This is a genomic window from Paenarthrobacter sp. NyZ202 (assembly GCF_049860755.1).
Lineage (GTDB): Bacteria > Actinomycetota > Actinomycetes > Actinomycetales > Micrococcaceae > Arthrobacter.
The window spans coordinates 950,736-967,383 of the sequence record NZ_CP187556.1; the positions used below are offsets into that span (position 1 = coordinate 950,736).

Genomic DNA, 16,648 nt, shown 5'->3' on the forward strand with positions numbered 1-16,648 from the left:
GTCAGTCGTCGGCGTCCGGGTATTCGTCGACTTCGTCGTAGCGGCTCGATTCCTCCACTTCCACCTCGAGGATCTTCAGCAGTTCCGTATCAGGATTCAGCATGATGGCGGCTTCGTCACGGCGGTGCTGCAACACGGAGTCCAGGTAGGACTGCACGGTCTCGGCAAGGGGAACATACCTGTCCTGCTTCTGGCTCATGTACCACCGGTGTTCCAAAACTTCGTGGACAACCTCGGCCGGTTCCAGTTTCCCGGCGAGGTGGCGGGGGATGGAGCGGACGATGGGTTCGAAGATCTGGCTCACCCAGGCGTGGGCACTGATTTCCTCATCCAGTTCGGGATTGTTGTCGGCCCGGAACTGGTCCATGTCGTTCAGCAGCCTGCGGGCCTGGTTCTCCTGGGCATCCAGGCCGGTAAGGCGAAGCAAACGCCTCTGGTGGTGGCCGGCGTCGACGACTTTGGGCTGCAGTTGGATGGTGGATCCGTCCGCGGTGGTCTTGATGGCGTATTCCTCGACGTCGAAGCCGAGCTCATTCAAGCGGCGGATACGGGCACCTACGCGCCAACGCTCGCCGAGCTCAAAGGACTCTTTCCCGGTCAGCTCGGCCCACAGCCGCCGGTAGCTGTCCATGATCAGCTCACTGGTGGCCACCGGATCCACCTTCTCTTCGATGAGGCCTCCGTCCAGGAGGTCCATCAGCTCACCGGCGATGTTGACCCGGGCGATTTCAAGGTCGTACTCCCGCTGGCCCATGGAAAGGTCCGGGTACAGCTCGCCCGTTTCAGCGTCCACCAGGTAGGCGGCAAAGGCTCCGGCGTCACGGCGGAAAAGGGTGTTGGACAGGGAAACGTCGCCCCAATAGAAGCCGATGAGGTGCAGTCTGACCAGCAACAGGGCCTGGGCGTCGATGAGGCGGGTCAGGGTGTCCTTGCGCAGCATCTGCGAGAACAGTGCGCGGTACGGCATGGAGAACTTCAGGTGCCGGGTGACGAGGACCGGGTTCAGCGGCTTGCCATCGGCCGTGGTCCGGCCCGTGATGACCGCGACGGGCTCAACACAGGGGACGTCCAGCCGGGCGAGCTTCCGCAGCATGTGGTACTCATGGCGGGCTACGTGTTCGGAGGTTTCTTTGATGGCGATGACAGAGCCACCAAGGTGGGCGAAACGGACAATATGGCGTGAGATACCCCGGGGGAGCGCGGCCAGGTATTCCGCCGGCCAGTCCTCCAGGGCAATGTGCCACGGCAGGTCCAGCAGTTCCGGGTCAGCCGCGGCAGCGGTGATGTTGAGCGAACCGATGACACCGGCCGGGGGCGTGGAGTCCTGGGCGCTCGCTGCCTCGGTGCGCGGGAGCTTGCCGATCTGCCCGTAGTCCGTCGGTTCGTCGTGCCACTGGGCTTCGTTCGTCTCGCTCATGCCTCAATTGTTCCGTACTCGTCGCTGTTGGTTCCCATCGTGTCCGCGAAGGGGTCGGACGGCCGTGCCGACCACTGGACCCCGGGCGCCTCCTGGAACGGGACACCCTGCCTGCTGAGCCTTTCACCCAAGGTGCCCAACCGGCGTCGGAAACCATCAAGGTCCCGGGCCGGCCGGCTGGACCATGCGACTTCGGCGAGGGAAACCGCACGCGGGTACTGAAGCCAGTACGCCTGTCGGTTGCCACGTACCGTTTCCGTCCACAGCGGACCCTCGACGCCAAGCACCTGGTGCTCCGCCAGTCCGCCCTGCACCGGGTCCCAGTCGTAGTACTCGGCCCATGTAAACGGTCCGCCTTCCACCCAGGACAGACCGATGGGCGAGCCGGGATCGTACTTTTGGTCGAGGTAGGTGGTGGCTGCAGGTGACATGAGCACCGGTGAGCCGGCGCCGGCCTTCTCCACCACGGGGTCGAAGCCGCCGTGCCAGTACTGCACTACAGCGCCATCCGGCAGGTCAACCTCGGCGTATTCGTTCCAGCCCACCACCGTCTTGCCGGTTTCGGCCCCGATACGGGCGAATTCGCGGACCATGGTGACGTAGTTGTCGTGGCCGGTCACCAGGGCTTCGTCGCCTCCGATGTGGAGGTAAGGACCCGTGGTGATGGAAGCCAGTTGGCCGAGGACTTCACGGACAAACTCATAGGTAACGGGAAGACCGGCGTCCAAGGTCGAGTAGCCGACGTCGCCCGTGGTGTTCATGGGTTGGGGCCGGCCGTCAGGGTTCAGCTGCGGGATAGCGGCCAGGGCTGCATTGACGTGGCCGGGAAGATCGATCTCCGGAACCACCAGGACGTTCCTCGCCGCCGCATAGCGTTCGATGTCCTTGAAGTCTTCCTGCGTATAGAAACCGGTGCGGCCCGGTCCCAATCCGGTTCCGGGGTGGTTGACGGCGCCGCCCACGGCTGTGAGGTTCCCGTAGTCCAGGCCGGAAGGGTTGTCCGCCGGCGGCTGGATTTCGATGCGCCAGGCTTGGTCGTCCGTGAGGTGAAGGTGCAGGGCGTTGAGCTTGAACTGGCCCATGACATCAATCTGCTCCTTCACTTCTTCAACCGTGAAGAAGCTTCTGGCGACGTCCAGCATGAGCCCGCGGTACTGGAAGCGGGGGGCGTCATGAATAACGACGCCGGGAATCACCCACGTGCCCGCGTCCGGCGTGGCGTGTGGGGCACCGTGGGGCGTAAGGGGCTGCTCCACGGAGGCCGGGAAGAGTTGGCGCAGGGTCTGGACTGCGTTGAAGAACCCGGCCGGTGCTTGCGCTGTCAGCCTGATGGCGTCATCGGTGACGGTGAGCCCGTAAGCCTCGGGGCCGCCGTCGAGCGTTTCCACCAACTCCAGCGAAATGTCACCCGACGAGGAATGGGTGGCAATCGGCAGTTCGAAGCCGGTGCCGCGCTGCAGCAGGAGCTGCAGCTGCCCGGCAGCGGTCCGGGCAGCGCCCTCAGCGATGATCCGTGCCGTGGGCTGAAGCGTGAAAACCTGGCCGTCCAGGGGCGTGACGTGCCGGGGCAAGGGGATCAGGTTGTCCGTCGTGTTCATGCCGTTCTTTCGCCGGAGATGGGTTAACGAGAGAGCGGCCCGACCGTTGAGGGTCGGGCCGCTGTCAGCACTGCATAATGCGACTAGTCGCCCAGGCGGAGACCGGTCTTGGTGTCGAACAGGTGCACGTGGCCCTGCTGCGGACGGACAAAGATGGACTCGCCCTTCATCGGAGGACGGCGGCCGTCGACGCGGGCCACGATGTCGTGGCTCTTGCCATCAAGGATGGTGTGGCCGTAGACGTAGGCGTCGGCGCCGAGTTCTTCAACGACATCGACCTCAACCTGGAGGCCTTCGCCGTTGCCGACGGTCTCCAGGTCTTCCGGACGGGTACCAACGGTGACGGTCTTGCCGGATGCGTCGTCCAGGACGTCGTGCTTGACCGGGTAAACGGTGCCGCCGAACTGGACGCCGCCGTCAACAACCGGCAGTTCCAGCAGGTTCATGGCGGGGGAGCCGATGAAGCCTGCCACGAACACGTTCTGCGGGCGGTCGTAGAGGTTGCGCGGGGTGTCGACCTGCTGGAGGAGGCCGTCCTTGAGGACTGCAACGCGGTCACCCATGGTCATGGCCTCAACCTGGTCGTGCGTCACGTAAACCGTGGTGACGCCCAGGCGGCGGGTCAGGGATGCGATCTGCGTACGGGTCTGGACACGGAGCTTGGCGTCGAGGTTGGACAGCGGCTCATCCATGAGGAAGACCTGCGGGTTACGAACGATTGCACGGCCCATGGCAACACGCTGGCGCTGACCACCGGAGAGCGCCTTCGGCTTGCGGTCCAGGTACTGCTCGAGGTCCAGGAGCTTGGCGGCTTCGCGGACACGCTCGGCGCGCTCTTCCTTGGAAACGCCGGCGATCTTCAGGGCGAAGCCCATGTTGTCGGCAACAGTCATGTGCGGGTAGAGAGCGTAGTTCTGGAAGACCATTGCGATGTCGCGGTCCTTCGGCGGAACATCCGTGACGTCACGGTCACCGATCAGGATGCGGCCGGCGTTCACGTCCTCAAGACCTGCGAGCATGCGCAGGGAGGTGGACTTACCGCAACCGGAGGGTCCAACGAGGACCAGGAATTCGCCATCGGCGATGTCGATGTTGAGCTTGTCGACAGCGGGCTTATCAGTGCCCGGGTACAGACGCGTAGCGTTGTCAAAAGTAACTGTTGCCACAGTTATCAATCCCTTCACCGGCAGGTACGTGCCGGACGATCCGTAGTGAATGGTTCTTGTTGTTCAGTTGAACTCCCCGGCCGAAGACCGGGGAGGATCAGTGCGACGCCGCACGGTACTGTGCGTCACGTCACATCCAAGAGTATGTCAGACTTTTTGACTTCCTGTCGAAATGTTACGAACGTCACATGTTGCTTTGGTCACTGCCCGGTCTGGCCTGCTGCTTCCTGGACGGCGCGGCGGCGCTCCTTCAGCAGCGCTTCGAGGAGCTCGGCGACGTGGACCGGGGCCTCCACGCGGTACTGGGCCTGCGTGAAATCCAGGCCCACTTTGATCCCCACGTCATCTCCCATGAGCCTGCCCAGGGCGTCTTCATCCGTGACGTCGTCGCCGGCGAACAGGATCGCCGTGGCACCGGTGGCTTGGCGCAGGAACTCCACGGCTTCGCCTTTGGAGGCCTTGACCACGGAGGTTTCCAGCACCCGCTTGCCGGTTTTCAGGTACACGCCCGGCTGGTCCCGCAACTCGCGGAGGGCAGCCTCGACGGCGTCTTCCGCGACGTCGTCGTCAGCAAGCCTGGTGTGGAGGACAACTCCAGCCGGCTTGTCCTCCAACAAAGTGCCCGGCGCGACGTTGACGATTCCCGCGAGGACATCGCGGACTCCGGCCAGCCGGGCCCGTTGGGCTTCGTCCAGCTCAAGCCCCAGTGAACCTTCGCCGAGCCATACTTCGGCGCCGTGGCTGCCGATCAGGAGGGAGCCGGCAGGTGGCGAGGCGACCAGCCGCAAACTGTCCAGTGCGCGGCCCGAGATGAGTGCCGTCGTCGTGCGGGGGAGGGTGGCGAGGCTCTCCAAAGCGGCGGCTGAACGCGGCAGGGGGCGGGCGTCCTCGGCGTGGTCCACGATCGGGGCGAGCGTGCCGTCGAAGTCCAGGGCCACCAGGAGGTGCTCGGTTCCCGCGATCCGGCGCACCGCATCCAGAAGCTCGGGCGACAGGGTCAGGGCTGGCCGCTCAGCTGTCATCGCGGACCACTTTCTCGTCGAGGGCGGCGAGGAACTCCGCGGACCAGTGGTCGACGTCGTGGTCCAGGATCTGCTTGCGCATGAGTTTCATGCGCCGGCGGGCTTCCTTGGGCGAAAGATTGACCGCGCCCAGGATCGCCGACTTCAGGCCGTCGATGTCGTGCGGGTTGATCAGGAAGGCCTGCTTCAGCTGGTCCGCTGCCCCGGCGAACTCGCTCAGGACCAGCGCGCCGTCGTCATTTGAACGAGCCGTGACGTACTCCTTGGCCACCAGGTTCATGCCGTCCCGCAGGGCGGTCACCAGCATGACGTCCGCTGCAAGGTACAGGGCCACCATCTCCTCCACGGGATAGCTGTGGTGGAGGTAGCGGACCGCGGTGTTCTGGATGGTGTCGTAGGTGCCGTTGATGCGGCCCACGGTGCCCTCGATCTCCTCGCGGAGGAGGCGGTACTGCTCCACACGCTCGCGGCTGGGACTGGCGACCTGGATCAGCGTGGCGTCCTCGACCTTGATGTGGCCGTCGGCCAGGAGTTCTTCGAAAGCCTTGAGCCGGTGGCCGATGCCCTTGGTGTAATCCAGCCGGTCGACGCCCAGGAGGATGGTCTTGGGGTCGCCCAGGTCCTTGCGGATCTGCCGGGCGCGCTCGATGATGTCAGGCCGGGCTGCCAGTTCCCTGATCTGGTCCACATCAATCGAAATCGGGAAGGACTGCGCGCGGGCAATGTGGGTGATGCTGCCGTCCGGTCCCTTGACGTGGACCTGTTGCTGCTTGACGCTGGCGCCCAGGAACCGGCGGGCCGAGCGCATGAAGTTGCCGGCGTCGCTGGGCCGCTGGAAGCCCAGCAGGTCGGCGCCCAATAGGCCGTCGATAATCTCCCGGCGCCACGGAAGCTGCGCAAAGATTTCCGGTGGCGGGAAGGGAATGTGGTTGAAGAAGCCGATTTTCAGGTCCGGGCGTGCCTCCCGCAGCATGCGGGGGACCAGCTGGAGCTGGTAATCCTGCACCCACACGGTGGCCCCGTCCGACGCGTGGCGGATGACGGCGTCGGCGAACTTCTTGTTGACCTGGCGGTAGGAATCCCACCACGTACGGTGGAACTCCGGCGGCGCGATCACGTCATGGTAAAGCGGCCAGATGGTCGCGTTGGAGAAGCCCTCGTAGTACAGCTCCACGTCGTGGCTGCTGAGCTGGACAGGCACAAGGTCCATGCCCTCATGGCTGAACGGACGCACGGTTTCATCCGGTGCCCCGTGCCAGCCCACCCAGGCGCCGTCTGTCTTGGTCATCATCGGGGCGAGGGCGGTCACGAGGCCGCCCGGCGAGCGGCGCCAGCCGTTGTCTTCGCACCGGTCCACGGGCAGGCGGTTGGACACCACCATGAAGTCGAAGGTGCTCGCCGTCGGCTTCCCCGTGGGAGATGCCCTGACGCCCTCTTCCGTAGTGAGTTTTTCGCTTGCCAAATCCTGCATTACTGCTCCCTGGGGTTGCTGTGACTCACCTCCCAGCCTACCGGCGGAATCATGTACCACCGTTGATCGTTCAACAACCGGGTCACTGCACACGCGGCGAATCTTCAGGTTTGCTCCCGTAAACTGACCCCGTTGCCACTACGACCCCGAGTAACCACGAGGATTTGATGAGCCCCGCAAACGAACCGCGCCTGTCCAAGGCCGAGAAGACCGCCCAGGCCCGGGAACAAGCGCGCAGGATCCGCGAAGAACAGCTGAAGAAGGACAAGCGCAACAAGATGCTGGTCCTGTGGGGCATCGTGGTTGCCGTCGTAGCGATCCTCGTGATCATCGCCCTGGTGGTGGTGCAGAACATGCAGAACAGTGCGCCCGTCGCAGACAGCGGTCCCACGCCCGCCAACGGCAACGTGCACGGCGGCGTGACGCTGCTCGCCAACACCGAGGTCGCCAAATCGGAGCCGGCGACCGTCAACGTGGCGGACGTCCCGTCGCCTCCGGCCACCAAGCCCGCCAGCGTGACCGTACCCGGCGGCGAAGCCGAGGCCGGCAAGCCGGTCAAGGTCATCGCGTACATCGACTTCATCTGCCCCGTCTGCAAGCGCTTCGAGACCACCTACGGGGAGTCGCTGACCAACCTGCGCAACGAGGGCAAAATTTCCCTGGAGTACCGCCCGCTCGGGTTCCTGGACCGCCAGTCCACCACCAACTACTCCTCCCGTGCGGCCAATGCCGCTGCCTGCGTGGTGAACTCGTCGCCGGAGAAGTACGCGGAATTCTTCAACCTGCTCTTCGAGCGCCAGCCGGCCGAAGGCGGCGCGGGCATCTCCGATAACGACCTCAAGGCCATGGCCACTGAGGTGGGCGCAGCCAACATCGACTCCTGCATCGAGAACAAGCAGTTCCGCCCCTACGTCAAGGTCGCCACCCAGGAAGCCGCCGCAATCGGCGTCACCGGCACGCCTACGGTCTTCATCGACGGCAAGCAGTGGGACGGCACCACGGACCTGAACGCTGAGATCCAGACCGCGATCGACGCAAAGGGCTAGGTTAGCGACACGGACGACGGCGGCAGGTCGCCGTCGGGGGCATGTTCCCCGGCGCGGCCGGCCGCCTTTGTCCTGTGCCGGCCGCCGTTGTCCTGCCCGGCTGATTTCCGTGCGGGGGATCGTCTGGGCTACCCTTATCTAGCGCTGAATTACGCTTGCTCCGGTTCGCCGGGGCTGGTCCCGGAACGCCGGGTCCGCCTCCTTAGCTCAGTTGGCCAGAGCACCTGTCTTGTAAACAGGGGGTCGCCGGTTCGAATCCGGCAGGGGGCTCCATCAAAAATATCCCGCTGCAGGCTTATTGCCGTGACTCTGCGTCGAGGTCTTCCAAAGCCCACGTGAGAACTTCAAGATCGAAGGGCGAGGGTTCCCTGGCTTGGTAGAGGTAAGCCTCCAGCTCCAGCGGTTTGGCGCTGCCGCCGTTGGCCCAGTACCTGGCCCACAAGCTGTCCAGTGTGATGACGTGCTGTTCCAAGTACTTCCGGGCTGTCTGCCGTGGATCATCCATGAGTGCTTTCCGTAACTGTCGACTGTCGTCGTGCACCTCGATACTCAGCCTCCTTAGTATTGGAATCTACACCTCGGCTTTCGTTGAGCCAAGACCATCAGGAGGGTGTCCCGCATACTGGGAGGATGCAGCCCACAACAGTGTTGGTCGAGGGTGAAAGTGACCGTGCCGCGGTCCGGGCGCTCGCCCTGCGCAGGGGCCACGATCTTGCTGCCCTGGGGGTGTCGATCGTTCCCATGGGCGGTGCCACCAGCATCATCCATTTCCTTGACCGTTATGGGCCCCGGGGAGAAGGCCACCGGCTCCTGGGTTTGTGCGATGCACGGGAATCGCCGGGCATAGCCCGCGCACTGGCCCGGGCGGGGATCGGTCCGGGCGACCTGGAGGAGCTTGGTTTCCACGTCTGCCATGTGGACCTGGAAGACGAGCTGATCCGCGCCCTGGGTGTGGATGGCGTCCTTGACGTCATCGACGAGCAAGGTGAGCTGGCCTCATTCCGGTTGCTGCAGAACCAGCCTTCCTTGCGCGAAAAGACGGTCCCGGCGCAGCTGCGGCGGTTCTTCGGCGGACGCAGTGGAAACAAGATCCGGTACGCTCCGCTGCTGGTCAATGCCCTGCCGGAAGGCCAGGCGCCACCGCCGCTGGAACTGCTGGTAGCGTCCTTCGCGGCGGCCACCTAGGCCACCCGCGACGGCGGCGCGGGCCTTTGTGGCGAGTGCCGCCGTCGTGGATCAACCGCTAAGGCGTGGGGCTGCCGCCGTTGACGTTCAGCGTCTCACCCACCACGTAGCTGGACTCGGGGGAGGCCAGGAAGACGTAGGCCGGCGCCAGTTCCGCTGGCTGGCCGGCACGGCCCAGGGGAGTGGACTGTCCGAATTCGGGCAATTCTTCCTTTGGCTGTCCGCTGCTGACCTGCAGCGGGGTCCAAATGGGGCCTGGCGCCACGGCGTTGACCCGGATCCCCTTGGGGGCCAGCTGCTGGGCGAGTCCCTTGGTGAAGTTGTTGATGCTGGCCTTGGTGGTGGCGTAATCCACCAGTGTGGGCGAGGGGTTGTAGGCCTGGATTGACGTGGTGTTGATGATCGTGGAGCCTGCCGGCATGTGCGGCAGGGCGGCCTTGGTCAACCAGAACATGGCGTAGACGTTGGTCTTCTGGGTGTGGTCGAACTGCTCGTCGCTGATCTGCCCCAGCTCTTCCTGGGCCACCTGCTTGCCGGCGTTGTTGACCAGGATGTCGATGCCGCCGAGCGTTTCCACCGCGGTATCGACCAGTTCGCGGCATACGGCAGAATCCTTGAGGTCGCCCGGTACCTTGACGGCCTTGCGGCCGGCGGCCTCAATGATCCCCGCTATCCGCGCAGCATCTTCTTCCTCTTCGGGCAGGTAGGAAAGGACGACGTCGGCGCCTTCCCGTGCGAAGGCGATGGCTGTGGCCGCCCCGATGCCTGAATCCGCGCCCGTGACAATCGCCTTCCGGCCTTCCAGTCGGCCTGTACCCCGGTAGGTGTCCTCCCCGAGGTCGGCCTTGGGTGTCAGCTCGGCATCGAGGCCGGGCTCGGGCTGGTGCTGCTCAGGGGGAGAGATGTGCTCGTAAGCGGTGACGGGGTTTCGGAAGGTGTACTGGTCAGTCATGGAAGTCCTCCATCTGTTGCAGGCGGGCGGTTGCTTGCGCCGACCCGCCGTGGACATGCCGCACAGTTACTAAGCAGCCTTACCATTCCAGCCTAAGCATGGGGAGGGTGGGTTGCCAACCCGGCGGCCGGATCCACCGGCGTTGCCTTGCGCCCGTGCAGGGCCAGGAGCGGGAAGAGCAGCACCGACAGCATTCCCGCACCAACCATGGCAGCAGCGGTACCACTGGAAATCAGCCCTTCGTCCTTGCCGATACCGGTGACGGCGACGATGATGGGCAAGCCTGTGGCAGCAAAGAGCGCCACCGCGCGCTTATCCGCAAACGACGACCTGCGCGGTGCAGCCAGCAGCGACGGCACGCCCCTGGCGAGCAGCAGCAGGAGCAGGAACAGCGGAACCGTCGCCAGGGTCAGGGGGCTGGCAACAAGGGCCTTAAGGTCGAAATCAACGCCCGTATCGATGAAGAAGACCGGGACCAGGAAACCGAACGCCACGGCATCGATCTTGGTCTCAATCACTTGGCGGTCGGCCTCCGGGGCGCGGGCCATCACCACCTGCCACAGGACGCCCGCCGCAAAAGCGCCCAGCAGCATGTCGAGGCCCAGCACCATGCTGAGCACCACCAGGGCAGTCAGGATGAACATGATCGAACGCACGGCAAATTGGCCACTCGTGTGCAGCGTGCTGGTCACCTGGAAGTGAAGGAAGGTGTGCTGCGACCGTGAAGCCAGGAAGATTGCCAGCCCCGTCAGAAGCACGAAGCCCAGCAGCACCAGGGTGGCAGGGCCAACCTCCCGGCCGCTGAAAAACAGCGAGACCGCGATCAAGGGGCCGAATTCTCCCACCGCACCCAGGGCGGTGACCGCGGTGCCCAGCGGAGTCCTCGCTTCACCGGCGTCACGAAGAATCGGCATCAACGTCCCCAGGGCAGTTGAGGACAGTGCCACACCAATGATCACGGCGGCCTCGAAACCAGGTGCGAGCAGGAATCCGGCGCCAACTCCAAGGGCCAACGAGATCAGCCACCCAGCCGTTGCGCGGTAGGCGGGACGCCCGCGGATGGCCGCGAAGTCGATCTCGTTCCCGGCCACGAAAAACAGCATTGCCAGGCCGAAATCCGCCAGCGTATCCGTGAACGACGAGGACTGAATCCACCCCAGGAGGCTTGGGCCAAGCAGCATGCCCATCAGGATCTCGAACACAATGATGGGAATCCGTAGCCAGCGGTCCAGCGAGCGGGCAGCCAAGGGGGCGGCGATGGCCAGCGCGGCGATCAGGAGCAATGACGTAGACAGATCATTCATCAGCGGTGCCTCACCTGCCGGGAACGAGGAGTAGTCCAAAGCTACCGCCACCCTTCGGGCGGCGCCATGGACTGTGGCCCGCGACGGGAAAGAACAGTTGTCCACAGATGTTTCGGGCGATGGCGACGGCGGACGGCGCCGCGCGCTAGGCTGGTTACCTCGGCTGAAGCAAGCGGCCGCAACACCCACCGTGTGGAGCCGCATACCAATGTCCCTCGATCAAGAGCTGCGTGCCCTCGCGGCGTCGACCTTCGCTTTGCCTGATTTGCGCGACGGCCAGCTTGCCGCCATGAATGCGCTCGCCTCCGGTCGTGATGTCCTCGCAGTCATGCCCACCGGCTACGGGAAATCTGCCACTTACCAGGTGGCAGCCCGGTACCTCCACCTCCAAACGGGGCGGCCCGCCGTCGTTGTTTCACCGCTCATTGCCCTGCAGGAGGACCAGTTGGACGGGCTGGCCGGGCAGCTGGGTGAGTCGGCCGCCGTCGCCGTCAACTCTTCCCGCAGCGACGCCGAAGTGGAGGCTGCCTGGCATGCCGTGGAATCGGGCAAGGCGGCCTTCCTGTTCCTGGCACCTGAACAACTGGCCAAACAGGAAACCGTGGAACGGATCGCCCGGCTGGACATCACCATGTTGGTCGTGGATGAGGCCCACTGCGTTTCATCATGGGGCCACGACTTCCGGCCGGACTACCTGGAACTTGGAAACGTACGCCGTAACCTGGGCAACCCGCCGGTGGCCGCCCTCACAGCCACGGCTTCCCCGCCTGTCCGGGATGAAATCGTGGAGCGTTTGGGCATGGAAGACCCGCTGCTGCTGGTGCGTGGCTTCGACCGGCCCAACATCGGCCTGGACGTGATGCGGCACCAGACGGACAAGGACAAGCGCAAGGCCGTCCACCGGCAGGTGGCCGAACTGGCGCAGTCAGGCCATGGACTGCTGTACGCCGCAACGCGCAAGGACACGGAGAAATACGCGGCGGAACTCGTCGAGGACGGACTCAGGGCCGAGGCCTATCACGCCGGTCGCTCCGCCTCTGACAGGGAGCGCATCCATGAAGAGTTCCTGGACGACACTTTGGACGTCGTGGTTGCCACCACGGCATTCGGCATGGGCATTGATAAGCCCAACGTGCGGTTCGTGGTCCACGCGGACATCCCCGAGTCGCTGGATGCCTACTACCAGGAGATTGGCAGGGCCGGCCGTGACGGCGCCGATGCTGTGGCGGTACTCCACTACCGCGAGGAAGACCTGGGTCTCAGGAAGTTCTTTGGGACACATACCCCCGACCCCGATGCCCTGCATGCTGTCCTCAAGGTCCTGAAGTCTTCGGACTCAGCGGTTCCCAAAGGTGCCGTCTCGGAACTCACCGACTATCCCGCCCGCCGTGTGACGGCACTGGTCAATCAGCTGGAGGACGCAGGTGCTGTTGCTACCGTAAAGCGGGGCGTCCGGCTGGCATCGCAGGCCAAGCTTCCCACCCTTGTCTCGCGGGCCGTGGAGAAGGCCGAGGCCAGGCAGCGCATCGACCAGTCCCGCCTGACCATGATGCGCGCCTACGCCGAAACGGACGCGTGCAGGCGGCAATTCCTCCTGGGCTACTTCGGCGAGGACCTGCCGGAGCCATGTGGCAACTGTGACATCTGCGCCGAGGCTCCTGCCGAAGCCGCCGCAGTGTCCGACGACTCGGGAGTCCAGGAGCCTTTCCCGCTGCAGTCCACGGTTATCCACAAGGAATGGGGCCCCGGGCTGGTCATGCGGCACGAAGACGACGTCATCACGGTGCTGTTCGAGCAAGAGGGTTACAAGACGCTGTCCCGTAGCGCTGTGGAGGAACACGGCCTCCTGAAACCGGCATAAAGCGACACCCGGTTACAGCTGCGGCGAGCAGTGCCGCGGCACGTCAATTGGCGCCGAGCAGTGCCCGCAGCGTGTCCGCATTCCGCACGGCGTTCCCGCCGCCGTCGTTATTGAAGTACGCGTACACATCCCTGCCTGAGCCGCTCCACTCGCGGATCCGGTCCGCCCACCACTGCAGGTCCTCGTCCGGGTAGGAGCCGCCGTAGAGGTGCTGCCGGTCCGGGCCGTGCAGCCTGACGTACACGAACGGAGCCGTTGCCCGCAGGATGCAGGGCAGGTTTGCTCCGCTCATGACGCAGTAGGCAGTCTGATGGCGCTCCAGGATCGAGTAGACATCGGGGTGGTCCCAGCTGTCATGCCTGAACTCCACCGAGACCCTGATCCACTGGGGAATGGCTCCCAGGAAGTAGTCGAGCCGGGCGTCGTCACGGGCAAAGTCCGGCGGGAGCTGGACCAGAAGGACCGCCCGCTTGTCGCCCAGTTCGTGCCAGCAGCGGCTGATCCGCTCCAACCAGACCTCCGGAGCGTAAAGCTTCTTGCCGTGCGACAGGCCGCGAGGCGCTTTGACGGACATGGCGAAGCCGGCGGGCAGGCGGTTGCGCCAGCCGGCGAAGGTGGTATCCCGTGGCCATCGGTAGAAGCTCGCGTTCAGCTCAACGGTGCTGAACCTGGCGACGTAGGCATCCAACCGCTTGGCCGTGGGGAGGCCCGGCGGGTAGAGCACGCCGTTCCAGTGGTCGTAACTCCAACCCGACGTGCCGATGTGGATGCCCATGGTGGGATGCTAGTGGCTGTTCGCGGTCCGTGCCATGAGCGCCTGGAGGTCTTCGGCGACCTTGCGCTGGCGGGCGCTGCGCGTCGGAACGGGCGTTCTGTGCTCCGTGCGCGGGGCCCTTGTGGTGGTGGGGCGTGGTTGCGTGCTGCGGGACTGCGCGTTCCGGCTGAACGCGGCGTCGCGTCCGATCCTGGGATCACGTACGGGGGCGTCGACGGTGACGGTGCCCTGCAGGGGGTCGTGGAAAAGCGGGAGATTCATGGGTCCATTCCGGTTAGTACGGATTGCCTCAGCAGACCCGTAAACGCTCGACAGGAGATGAACTTTGATCCTTGCATAACTCAAAAGCCTCTGATATGGACAGATGCATATCGATCGCGGGTTTGGTTGTGCAGATGTCCACGGCACCGAGGAGCTAACCCCAGAGCGCCTTTCGGAGGAGAACTTTGAGTTGCTCAGTCTCTTCGTCGCTCAGGTGGGCGAGCTGCTGCTGCTCGCAGGCCTGCAGTTCTGCCCGCAGTTTGGTGTGGATACGGCGCCCCTCGGCCGTGGAGACGATGGCCCGGGACCGTCTGTTCCGTTGCCCCGGAACGCGCTCCACCAGGCCGCGGTGTTCCAGGTCATCGATCAGCCCGGCCACCTGGTTCATATCAAGGCTCAGGAATTCGGCAAGCTCACGTTGCGTGGCTTCAAGTCCGCTGCAGGCGAGGGTCAGCACAGCGAAAGAGCGTTCCCTCAGCCTGAAATCGCTCAGGACACGCTTGTTGAGGGACAAAACGCCTGCATGGACCTTGCCGAGCAGGAGGCTCGCATCATTCCCGATCTCCGCAGCGGCCAGGCGTGGAATCTGTACTTCGGCGCTCAGCGGACCCATGACAACCCCAGATAGTAAGTAACGACCAACCTTTGCATTCTTTCAGAGATATCCCGCCGAACCGGCCACGATAAGGTTCCCATGACGCCGCTGAACGTCATCGCCCAGCCACGGGAAGACCGTGGGCTATGGTGCAGGGAAGACTCATTCCCACAAACCTGACAAGGGGCATCATCTGCATATGGGCGCGCCCGGATACCTCGCAGCTTCCGTTCCGCCACGAATGGCAAGCGCGGGAGCCGCAGTGGCCCTGCCCCTCGCGGCGGTCGAGCAGGTGGGGGATGTCGCCGTCGGGGGTCTCCTGGTAGCAGCATCGCTGGGACCGAGCGTTCTGGCGGCCCCTTTGGCGGGTACGGCGCTGGACCGCGCGGCCCGGCCGGGGGCGCTGATCGCTGGCGCCGGGCTGCTGACGGCTGGCTCGTTCGTTGCCGCGGCGTTCCTGGGCCAGGTGCCCTTGCCGCTGGTCTTTGTGATGCTGGTAGTGGCAGGCGCTGTGTCGCCGTTCTACCTGGGTGGCTTGTCCAGTTTCGTGGCAGGTGCCATCCCCGATTCGAGGCGGGCTTTCGCCTACGACGCCCTGTCCTACAACGTTTCGGCCGTAGCGGGGCCGGCCCTGGTTGCGGCGATCGCTGCTTTCCTTCCCGCCCGGGCGGCGCTGGCGGTGTTGGCGCTGGCCGCTGTGGCTGGAGCCCTGGCCGTGGGGATCTTGAAGCTGCGTCCGCACGGTCGCAGTGCCGGCTCACCCTGGCAGGCCATCACCTCGGGATTGCGCAGGATCTTCGGGCATCGCCCTTTGGCGGTGGTGACGGCATCGTCGACGTTCACCCAGTTGGGGCAGGGCGGACTGGCGGTGGCCGCGATCGCCTTGTCGATCGAACGGATCGGCTCCCCGGCCGAGGGCGCGGCCGTCGTGACGTCATTTGCTGTCGGCAGCCTTGCCGGCGCTCTCTACGAGACGGCGCGCCCGACCCGCCGGCAGCCCCACTGGGTCATGCTGGCAGGATTCCTGGCCACTGGTGGACTGACGGTCATGGCTGCCATTGACCTGGGCATGGTGTGGGCGGTCATCCTGATCGGACTGTCAGGCGTCTTCACGGCGCCGACCGCCGCGGCCATGCTGTTCCTGCGCAACCAGCACAGCCCGGCGCCGTTGAAGTCGCAGATCTTCACGGTCAGCGCCGGGTTCCGGGCGAGTGCTTCGGCAGCCGGTGCAGCCCTGGCTGCCTCCGCGGCCGGACTGGGCGGTGCCGGGCTGGTCATCGCCATGGGAAGCATCTGGATCGTCTCCGGACTGATGATGGCCGCCTATCCCAAAAACGCAGGTTCGTGACCTTTTTCACGGCAGGAAACATTCCGTCAATCGGCTAAATCGCGGTTAATTTTGTCCATCGAACTGCCTAAATTGCCGCCGGGGCACTACGATGATCAACGACTCGTCACCGAGTACGCATCATTCACACTTTAAGTTCGGGGGATCTACCAATGAGCTATCCGCAGCAACCGCAGCAGACCCAGCCTTACGCAGCACAGGGCGGCGAGCCGCCGCTTTGGGCTCCTTACTACGGCGCGCCGATCGGTGCAGCCATCCAGCGTTTCTTCAAGAAGTACGCCACCTTTACCGGCCGTGCGAGCCGCAGCGAATACTGGTGGGTTGCCCTTGCCCTGGGCGTCATCGGCTTCGTTCTCCAGCTCCTGACCGGCCTGCTTGGCAGCGCCGGCGCTACTGTTTCCGCCAACGGCACCGCGACTCCCGGCCCCGGTGCAACCGTTGGCCTCATCCTCCTGCTGGTGTTCTACTTGGCGGTGCTGGTTCCCTCCATCGCCCTGTTGGTCCGCCGCCTCCACGACGGCAACTTCAGCGGCTGGCTTGCGCTGCTGGGCCTTATCCCGTTCGTCGGCGGTCTTGCCATCCTCGTCTTCGCGCTCCTGCCGTCCAACCCGGCCGGCCAGCGCTTTGACGTTCCCACCGCCTAGGGA

Annotated in this window: 16 protein-coding genes and 1 tRNA gene; 6 read left to right on the top strand and 11 right to left on the bottom strand. The window is 64.7% G+C overall.

Features of this window, described 5'->3' with window-relative positions:
* Position 1 precedes the first annotated feature (1 nt).
* The 5 genes from ACPFL9_RS04555 to ACPFL9_RS04575 form a co-directional block, all read right to left on the bottom strand.
* Positions 2 to 1,417, bottom strand: a complete 1,416-nt coding sequence (locus ACPFL9_RS04555; protein WP_426006086.1) for a DUF4032 domain-containing protein — start codon at positions 1,415 to 1,417, stop codon at positions 2 to 4.
* Positions 1,414 to 3,015 (bottom strand): beta-N-acetylhexosaminidase, encoded by a 1,602-nt coding sequence (locus ACPFL9_RS04560; RefSeq protein ID WP_426006087.1) that lies wholly within the window; start codon positions 3,013 to 3,015, stop codon positions 1,414 to 1,416. Before ACPFL9_RS04560 ends, ACPFL9_RS04555 begins: the two co-directional genes overlap by 4 nt.
* 83 nt (positions 3,016 to 3,098) lie before the next feature.
* Positions 3,099 to 4,181 carry an ABC transporter ATP-binding protein gene (locus tag ACPFL9_RS04565; protein ID WP_426006088.1) on the bottom strand — a complete coding sequence of 361 codons (1,083 nt, stop codon included), beginning with the start codon at positions 4,179 to 4,181 and terminating at the stop codon, positions 3,099 to 3,101.
* Positions 4,182 to 4,381: 200 nt separating this feature from the next.
* Positions 4,382 to 5,203 carry a trehalose-phosphatase gene (gene otsB, locus ACPFL9_RS04570; RefSeq protein WP_426006089.1) on the bottom strand — a complete coding sequence of 274 codons (822 nt, stop codon included), beginning with the start codon at positions 5,201 to 5,203 and terminating at the stop codon, positions 4,382 to 4,384.
* Entirely contained in the window at positions 5,193 to 6,674 is a 1,482-nt protein-coding gene (locus ACPFL9_RS04575) for an alpha,alpha-trehalose-phosphate synthase (UDP-forming) (protein WP_426006090.1), read from the bottom strand. Before ACPFL9_RS04575 ends, otsB begins: the two co-directional genes overlap by 11 nt.
* A 167-nt stretch (positions 6,675 to 6,841) precedes the next feature.
* On the opposite strand from ACPFL9_RS04575, the gene ACPFL9_RS04580 reads away from it, so the two are divergent.
* Positions 6,842 to 7,720, top strand: a complete 879-nt coding sequence (locus ACPFL9_RS04580) for a DsbA family protein (protein WP_426006091.1) — start codon at positions 6,842 to 6,844, stop codon at positions 7,718 to 7,720.
* A gap of 196 nt (positions 7,721 to 7,916) precedes the next feature.
* A tRNA-Thr gene (locus ACPFL9_RS04585) sits at positions 7,917 to 7,993 on the top strand.
* A 22-nt stretch (positions 7,994 to 8,015) separates the two neighbouring features.
* On the opposite strand, the gene ACPFL9_RS04590 is transcribed toward ACPFL9_RS04585, so the two are convergent.
* Positions 8,016 to 8,225, bottom strand: coding sequence for a hypothetical protein (locus ACPFL9_RS04590; protein WP_426006092.1), 210 nt, complete (start codon positions 8,223 to 8,225; stop codon positions 8,016 to 8,018).
* A 125-nt stretch (positions 8,226 to 8,350) separates the two neighbouring features.
* On the opposite strand from ACPFL9_RS04590, the gene ACPFL9_RS04595 reads away from it, so the two are divergent.
* The gene (locus tag ACPFL9_RS04595; protein WP_426006093.1) at positions 8,351 to 8,905 is read left to right on the top strand and encodes a TOPRIM nucleotidyl transferase/hydrolase domain-containing protein; all 555 of its coding nucleotides are present in this window, start codon (positions 8,351 to 8,353) and stop codon (positions 8,903 to 8,905) included.
* 58 nt (positions 8,906 to 8,963) lie between these two features.
* On the opposite strand, the gene ACPFL9_RS04600 is transcribed toward ACPFL9_RS04595, so the two are convergent.
* Positions 8,964 to 9,857, bottom strand: coding sequence for a glucose 1-dehydrogenase (locus ACPFL9_RS04600; protein ID WP_426006094.1), 894 nt, complete (start codon positions 9,855 to 9,857; stop codon positions 8,964 to 8,966).
* A 92-nt stretch (positions 9,858 to 9,949) separates the two neighbouring features.
* Positions 9,950 to 11,161 (bottom strand): cation:proton antiporter, encoded by a 1,212-nt coding sequence (locus ACPFL9_RS04605; RefSeq protein ID WP_426006095.1) that lies wholly within the window; start codon positions 11,159 to 11,161, stop codon positions 9,950 to 9,952.
* Positions 11,162 to 11,369: 208 nt separating this feature from the next.
* Between ACPFL9_RS04605 and ACPFL9_RS04610 the strand changes: the two genes are divergently transcribed.
* On the top strand, positions 11,370 to 13,022 hold the full coding sequence (locus ACPFL9_RS04610; protein ID WP_426006096.1) for a RecQ family ATP-dependent DNA helicase: 1,653 nt from the start codon (positions 11,370 to 11,372) through the stop codon (positions 13,020 to 13,022).
* Between the two features lie 43 nt (positions 13,023 to 13,065).
* Here ACPFL9_RS04610 and ACPFL9_RS04615 read toward each other — a convergent pair whose 3' ends face one another.
* From ACPFL9_RS04615 to ACPFL9_RS04625, 3 genes are all read right to left on the bottom strand, one after another.
* On the bottom strand, positions 13,066 to 13,797 hold the full coding sequence (locus ACPFL9_RS04615) for a DUF72 domain-containing protein (protein WP_426006097.1): 732 nt from the start codon (positions 13,795 to 13,797) through the stop codon (positions 13,066 to 13,068).
* Positions 13,798 to 13,806: 9 nt separating this feature from the next.
* On the bottom strand, positions 13,807 to 14,058 hold the full coding sequence (locus ACPFL9_RS04620) for a hypothetical protein (protein ID WP_426006098.1): 252 nt from the start codon (positions 14,056 to 14,058) through the stop codon (positions 13,807 to 13,809).
* A 154-nt stretch (positions 14,059 to 14,212) separates the two neighbouring features.
* Positions 14,213 to 14,671 carry a MarR family winged helix-turn-helix transcriptional regulator gene (locus ACPFL9_RS04625; protein WP_426006099.1) on the bottom strand — a complete coding sequence of 153 codons (459 nt, stop codon included), beginning with the start codon at positions 14,669 to 14,671 and terminating at the stop codon, positions 14,213 to 14,215.
* A gap of 181 nt (positions 14,672 to 14,852) precedes the next feature.
* Here ACPFL9_RS04625 and ACPFL9_RS04630 point away from each other — a divergent pair, with 181 nt between their 5' ends.
* Both ACPFL9_RS04630 and ACPFL9_RS04635 read left to right on the top strand, forming a co-directional pair.
* Complete coding sequence (locus ACPFL9_RS04630) at positions 14,853 to 16,001, top strand: MFS transporter (RefSeq protein WP_426006100.1); 1,149 nt, start codon at positions 14,853 to 14,855, stop codon at positions 15,999 to 16,001.
* 152 nt (positions 16,002 to 16,153) lie between these two features.
* Positions 16,154 to 16,645 (top strand): DUF805 domain-containing protein, encoded by a 492-nt coding sequence (locus ACPFL9_RS04635; protein WP_426006101.1) that lies wholly within the window; start codon positions 16,154 to 16,156, stop codon positions 16,643 to 16,645.
* The last annotated feature ends 3 nt before the right edge of the window (positions 16,646 to 16,648 follow it).

What these genes read in the sequence shown, in the direction of transcription:
- ACPFL9_RS04555 (WP_426006086.1), bottom strand. Translation starts at nt 1,417, where the DNA reads ATGAGCGAGACGAACGAAGCCCAGTGGCACGACGAACCGACGGACTAC.
- ACPFL9_RS04560 (WP_426006087.1), bottom strand. Translation starts at nt 3,015, where the DNA reads ATGAACACGACGGACAACCTGATCCCCTTGCCCCGGCACGTCACGCCC.
- otsB (WP_426006089.1), bottom strand. Translation starts at nt 5,203, where the DNA reads ATGACAGCTGAGCGGCCAGCCCTGACCCTGTCGCCCGAGCTTCTGGAT.
- ACPFL9_RS04575 (WP_426006090.1), bottom strand. Translation starts at nt 6,674, where the DNA reads ATGCAGGATTTGGCAAGCGAAAAACTCACTACGGAAGAGGGCGTCAGG.
- ACPFL9_RS04580 (WP_426006091.1), top strand. Translation starts at nt 6,842, where the DNA reads ATGAGCCCCGCAAACGAACCGCGCCTGTCCAAGGCCGAGAAGACCGCC.
- ACPFL9_RS04590 (WP_426006092.1), bottom strand. Translation starts at nt 8,225, where the DNA reads ATGGATGATCCACGGCAGACAGCCCGGAAGTACTTGGAACAGCACGTC.
- ACPFL9_RS04595 (WP_426006093.1), top strand. Translation starts at nt 8,351, where the DNA reads ATGCAGCCCACAACAGTGTTGGTCGAGGGTGAAAGTGACCGTGCCGCG.
- ACPFL9_RS04600 (WP_426006094.1), bottom strand. Translation starts at nt 9,857, where the DNA reads ATGACTGACCAGTACACCTTCCGAAACCCCGTCACCGCTTACGAGCAC.
- ACPFL9_RS04605 (WP_426006095.1), bottom strand. Translation starts at nt 11,161, where the DNA reads ATGAATGATCTGTCTACGTCATTGCTCCTGATCGCCGCGCTGGCCATC.
- ACPFL9_RS04610 (WP_426006096.1), top strand. Translation starts at nt 11,370, where the DNA reads ATGTCCCTCGATCAAGAGCTGCGTGCCCTCGCGGCGTCGACCTTCGCT.
- ACPFL9_RS04615 (WP_426006097.1), bottom strand. Translation starts at nt 13,797, where the DNA reads ATGGGCATCCACATCGGCACGTCGGGTTGGAGTTACGACCACTGGAAC.
- ACPFL9_RS04620 (WP_426006098.1), bottom strand. Translation starts at nt 14,058, where the DNA reads ATGAATCTCCCGCTTTTCCACGACCCCCTGCAGGGCACCGTCACCGTC.
- ACPFL9_RS04625 (WP_426006099.1), bottom strand. Translation starts at nt 14,671, where the DNA reads ATGGGTCCGCTGAGCGCCGAAGTACAGATTCCACGCCTGGCCGCTGCG.
- ACPFL9_RS04630 (WP_426006100.1), top strand. Translation starts at nt 14,853, where the DNA reads ATGGGCGCGCCCGGATACCTCGCAGCTTCCGTTCCGCCACGAATGGCA.
- ACPFL9_RS04635 (WP_426006101.1), top strand. Translation starts at nt 16,154, where the DNA reads ATGAGCTATCCGCAGCAACCGCAGCAGACCCAGCCTTACGCAGCACAG.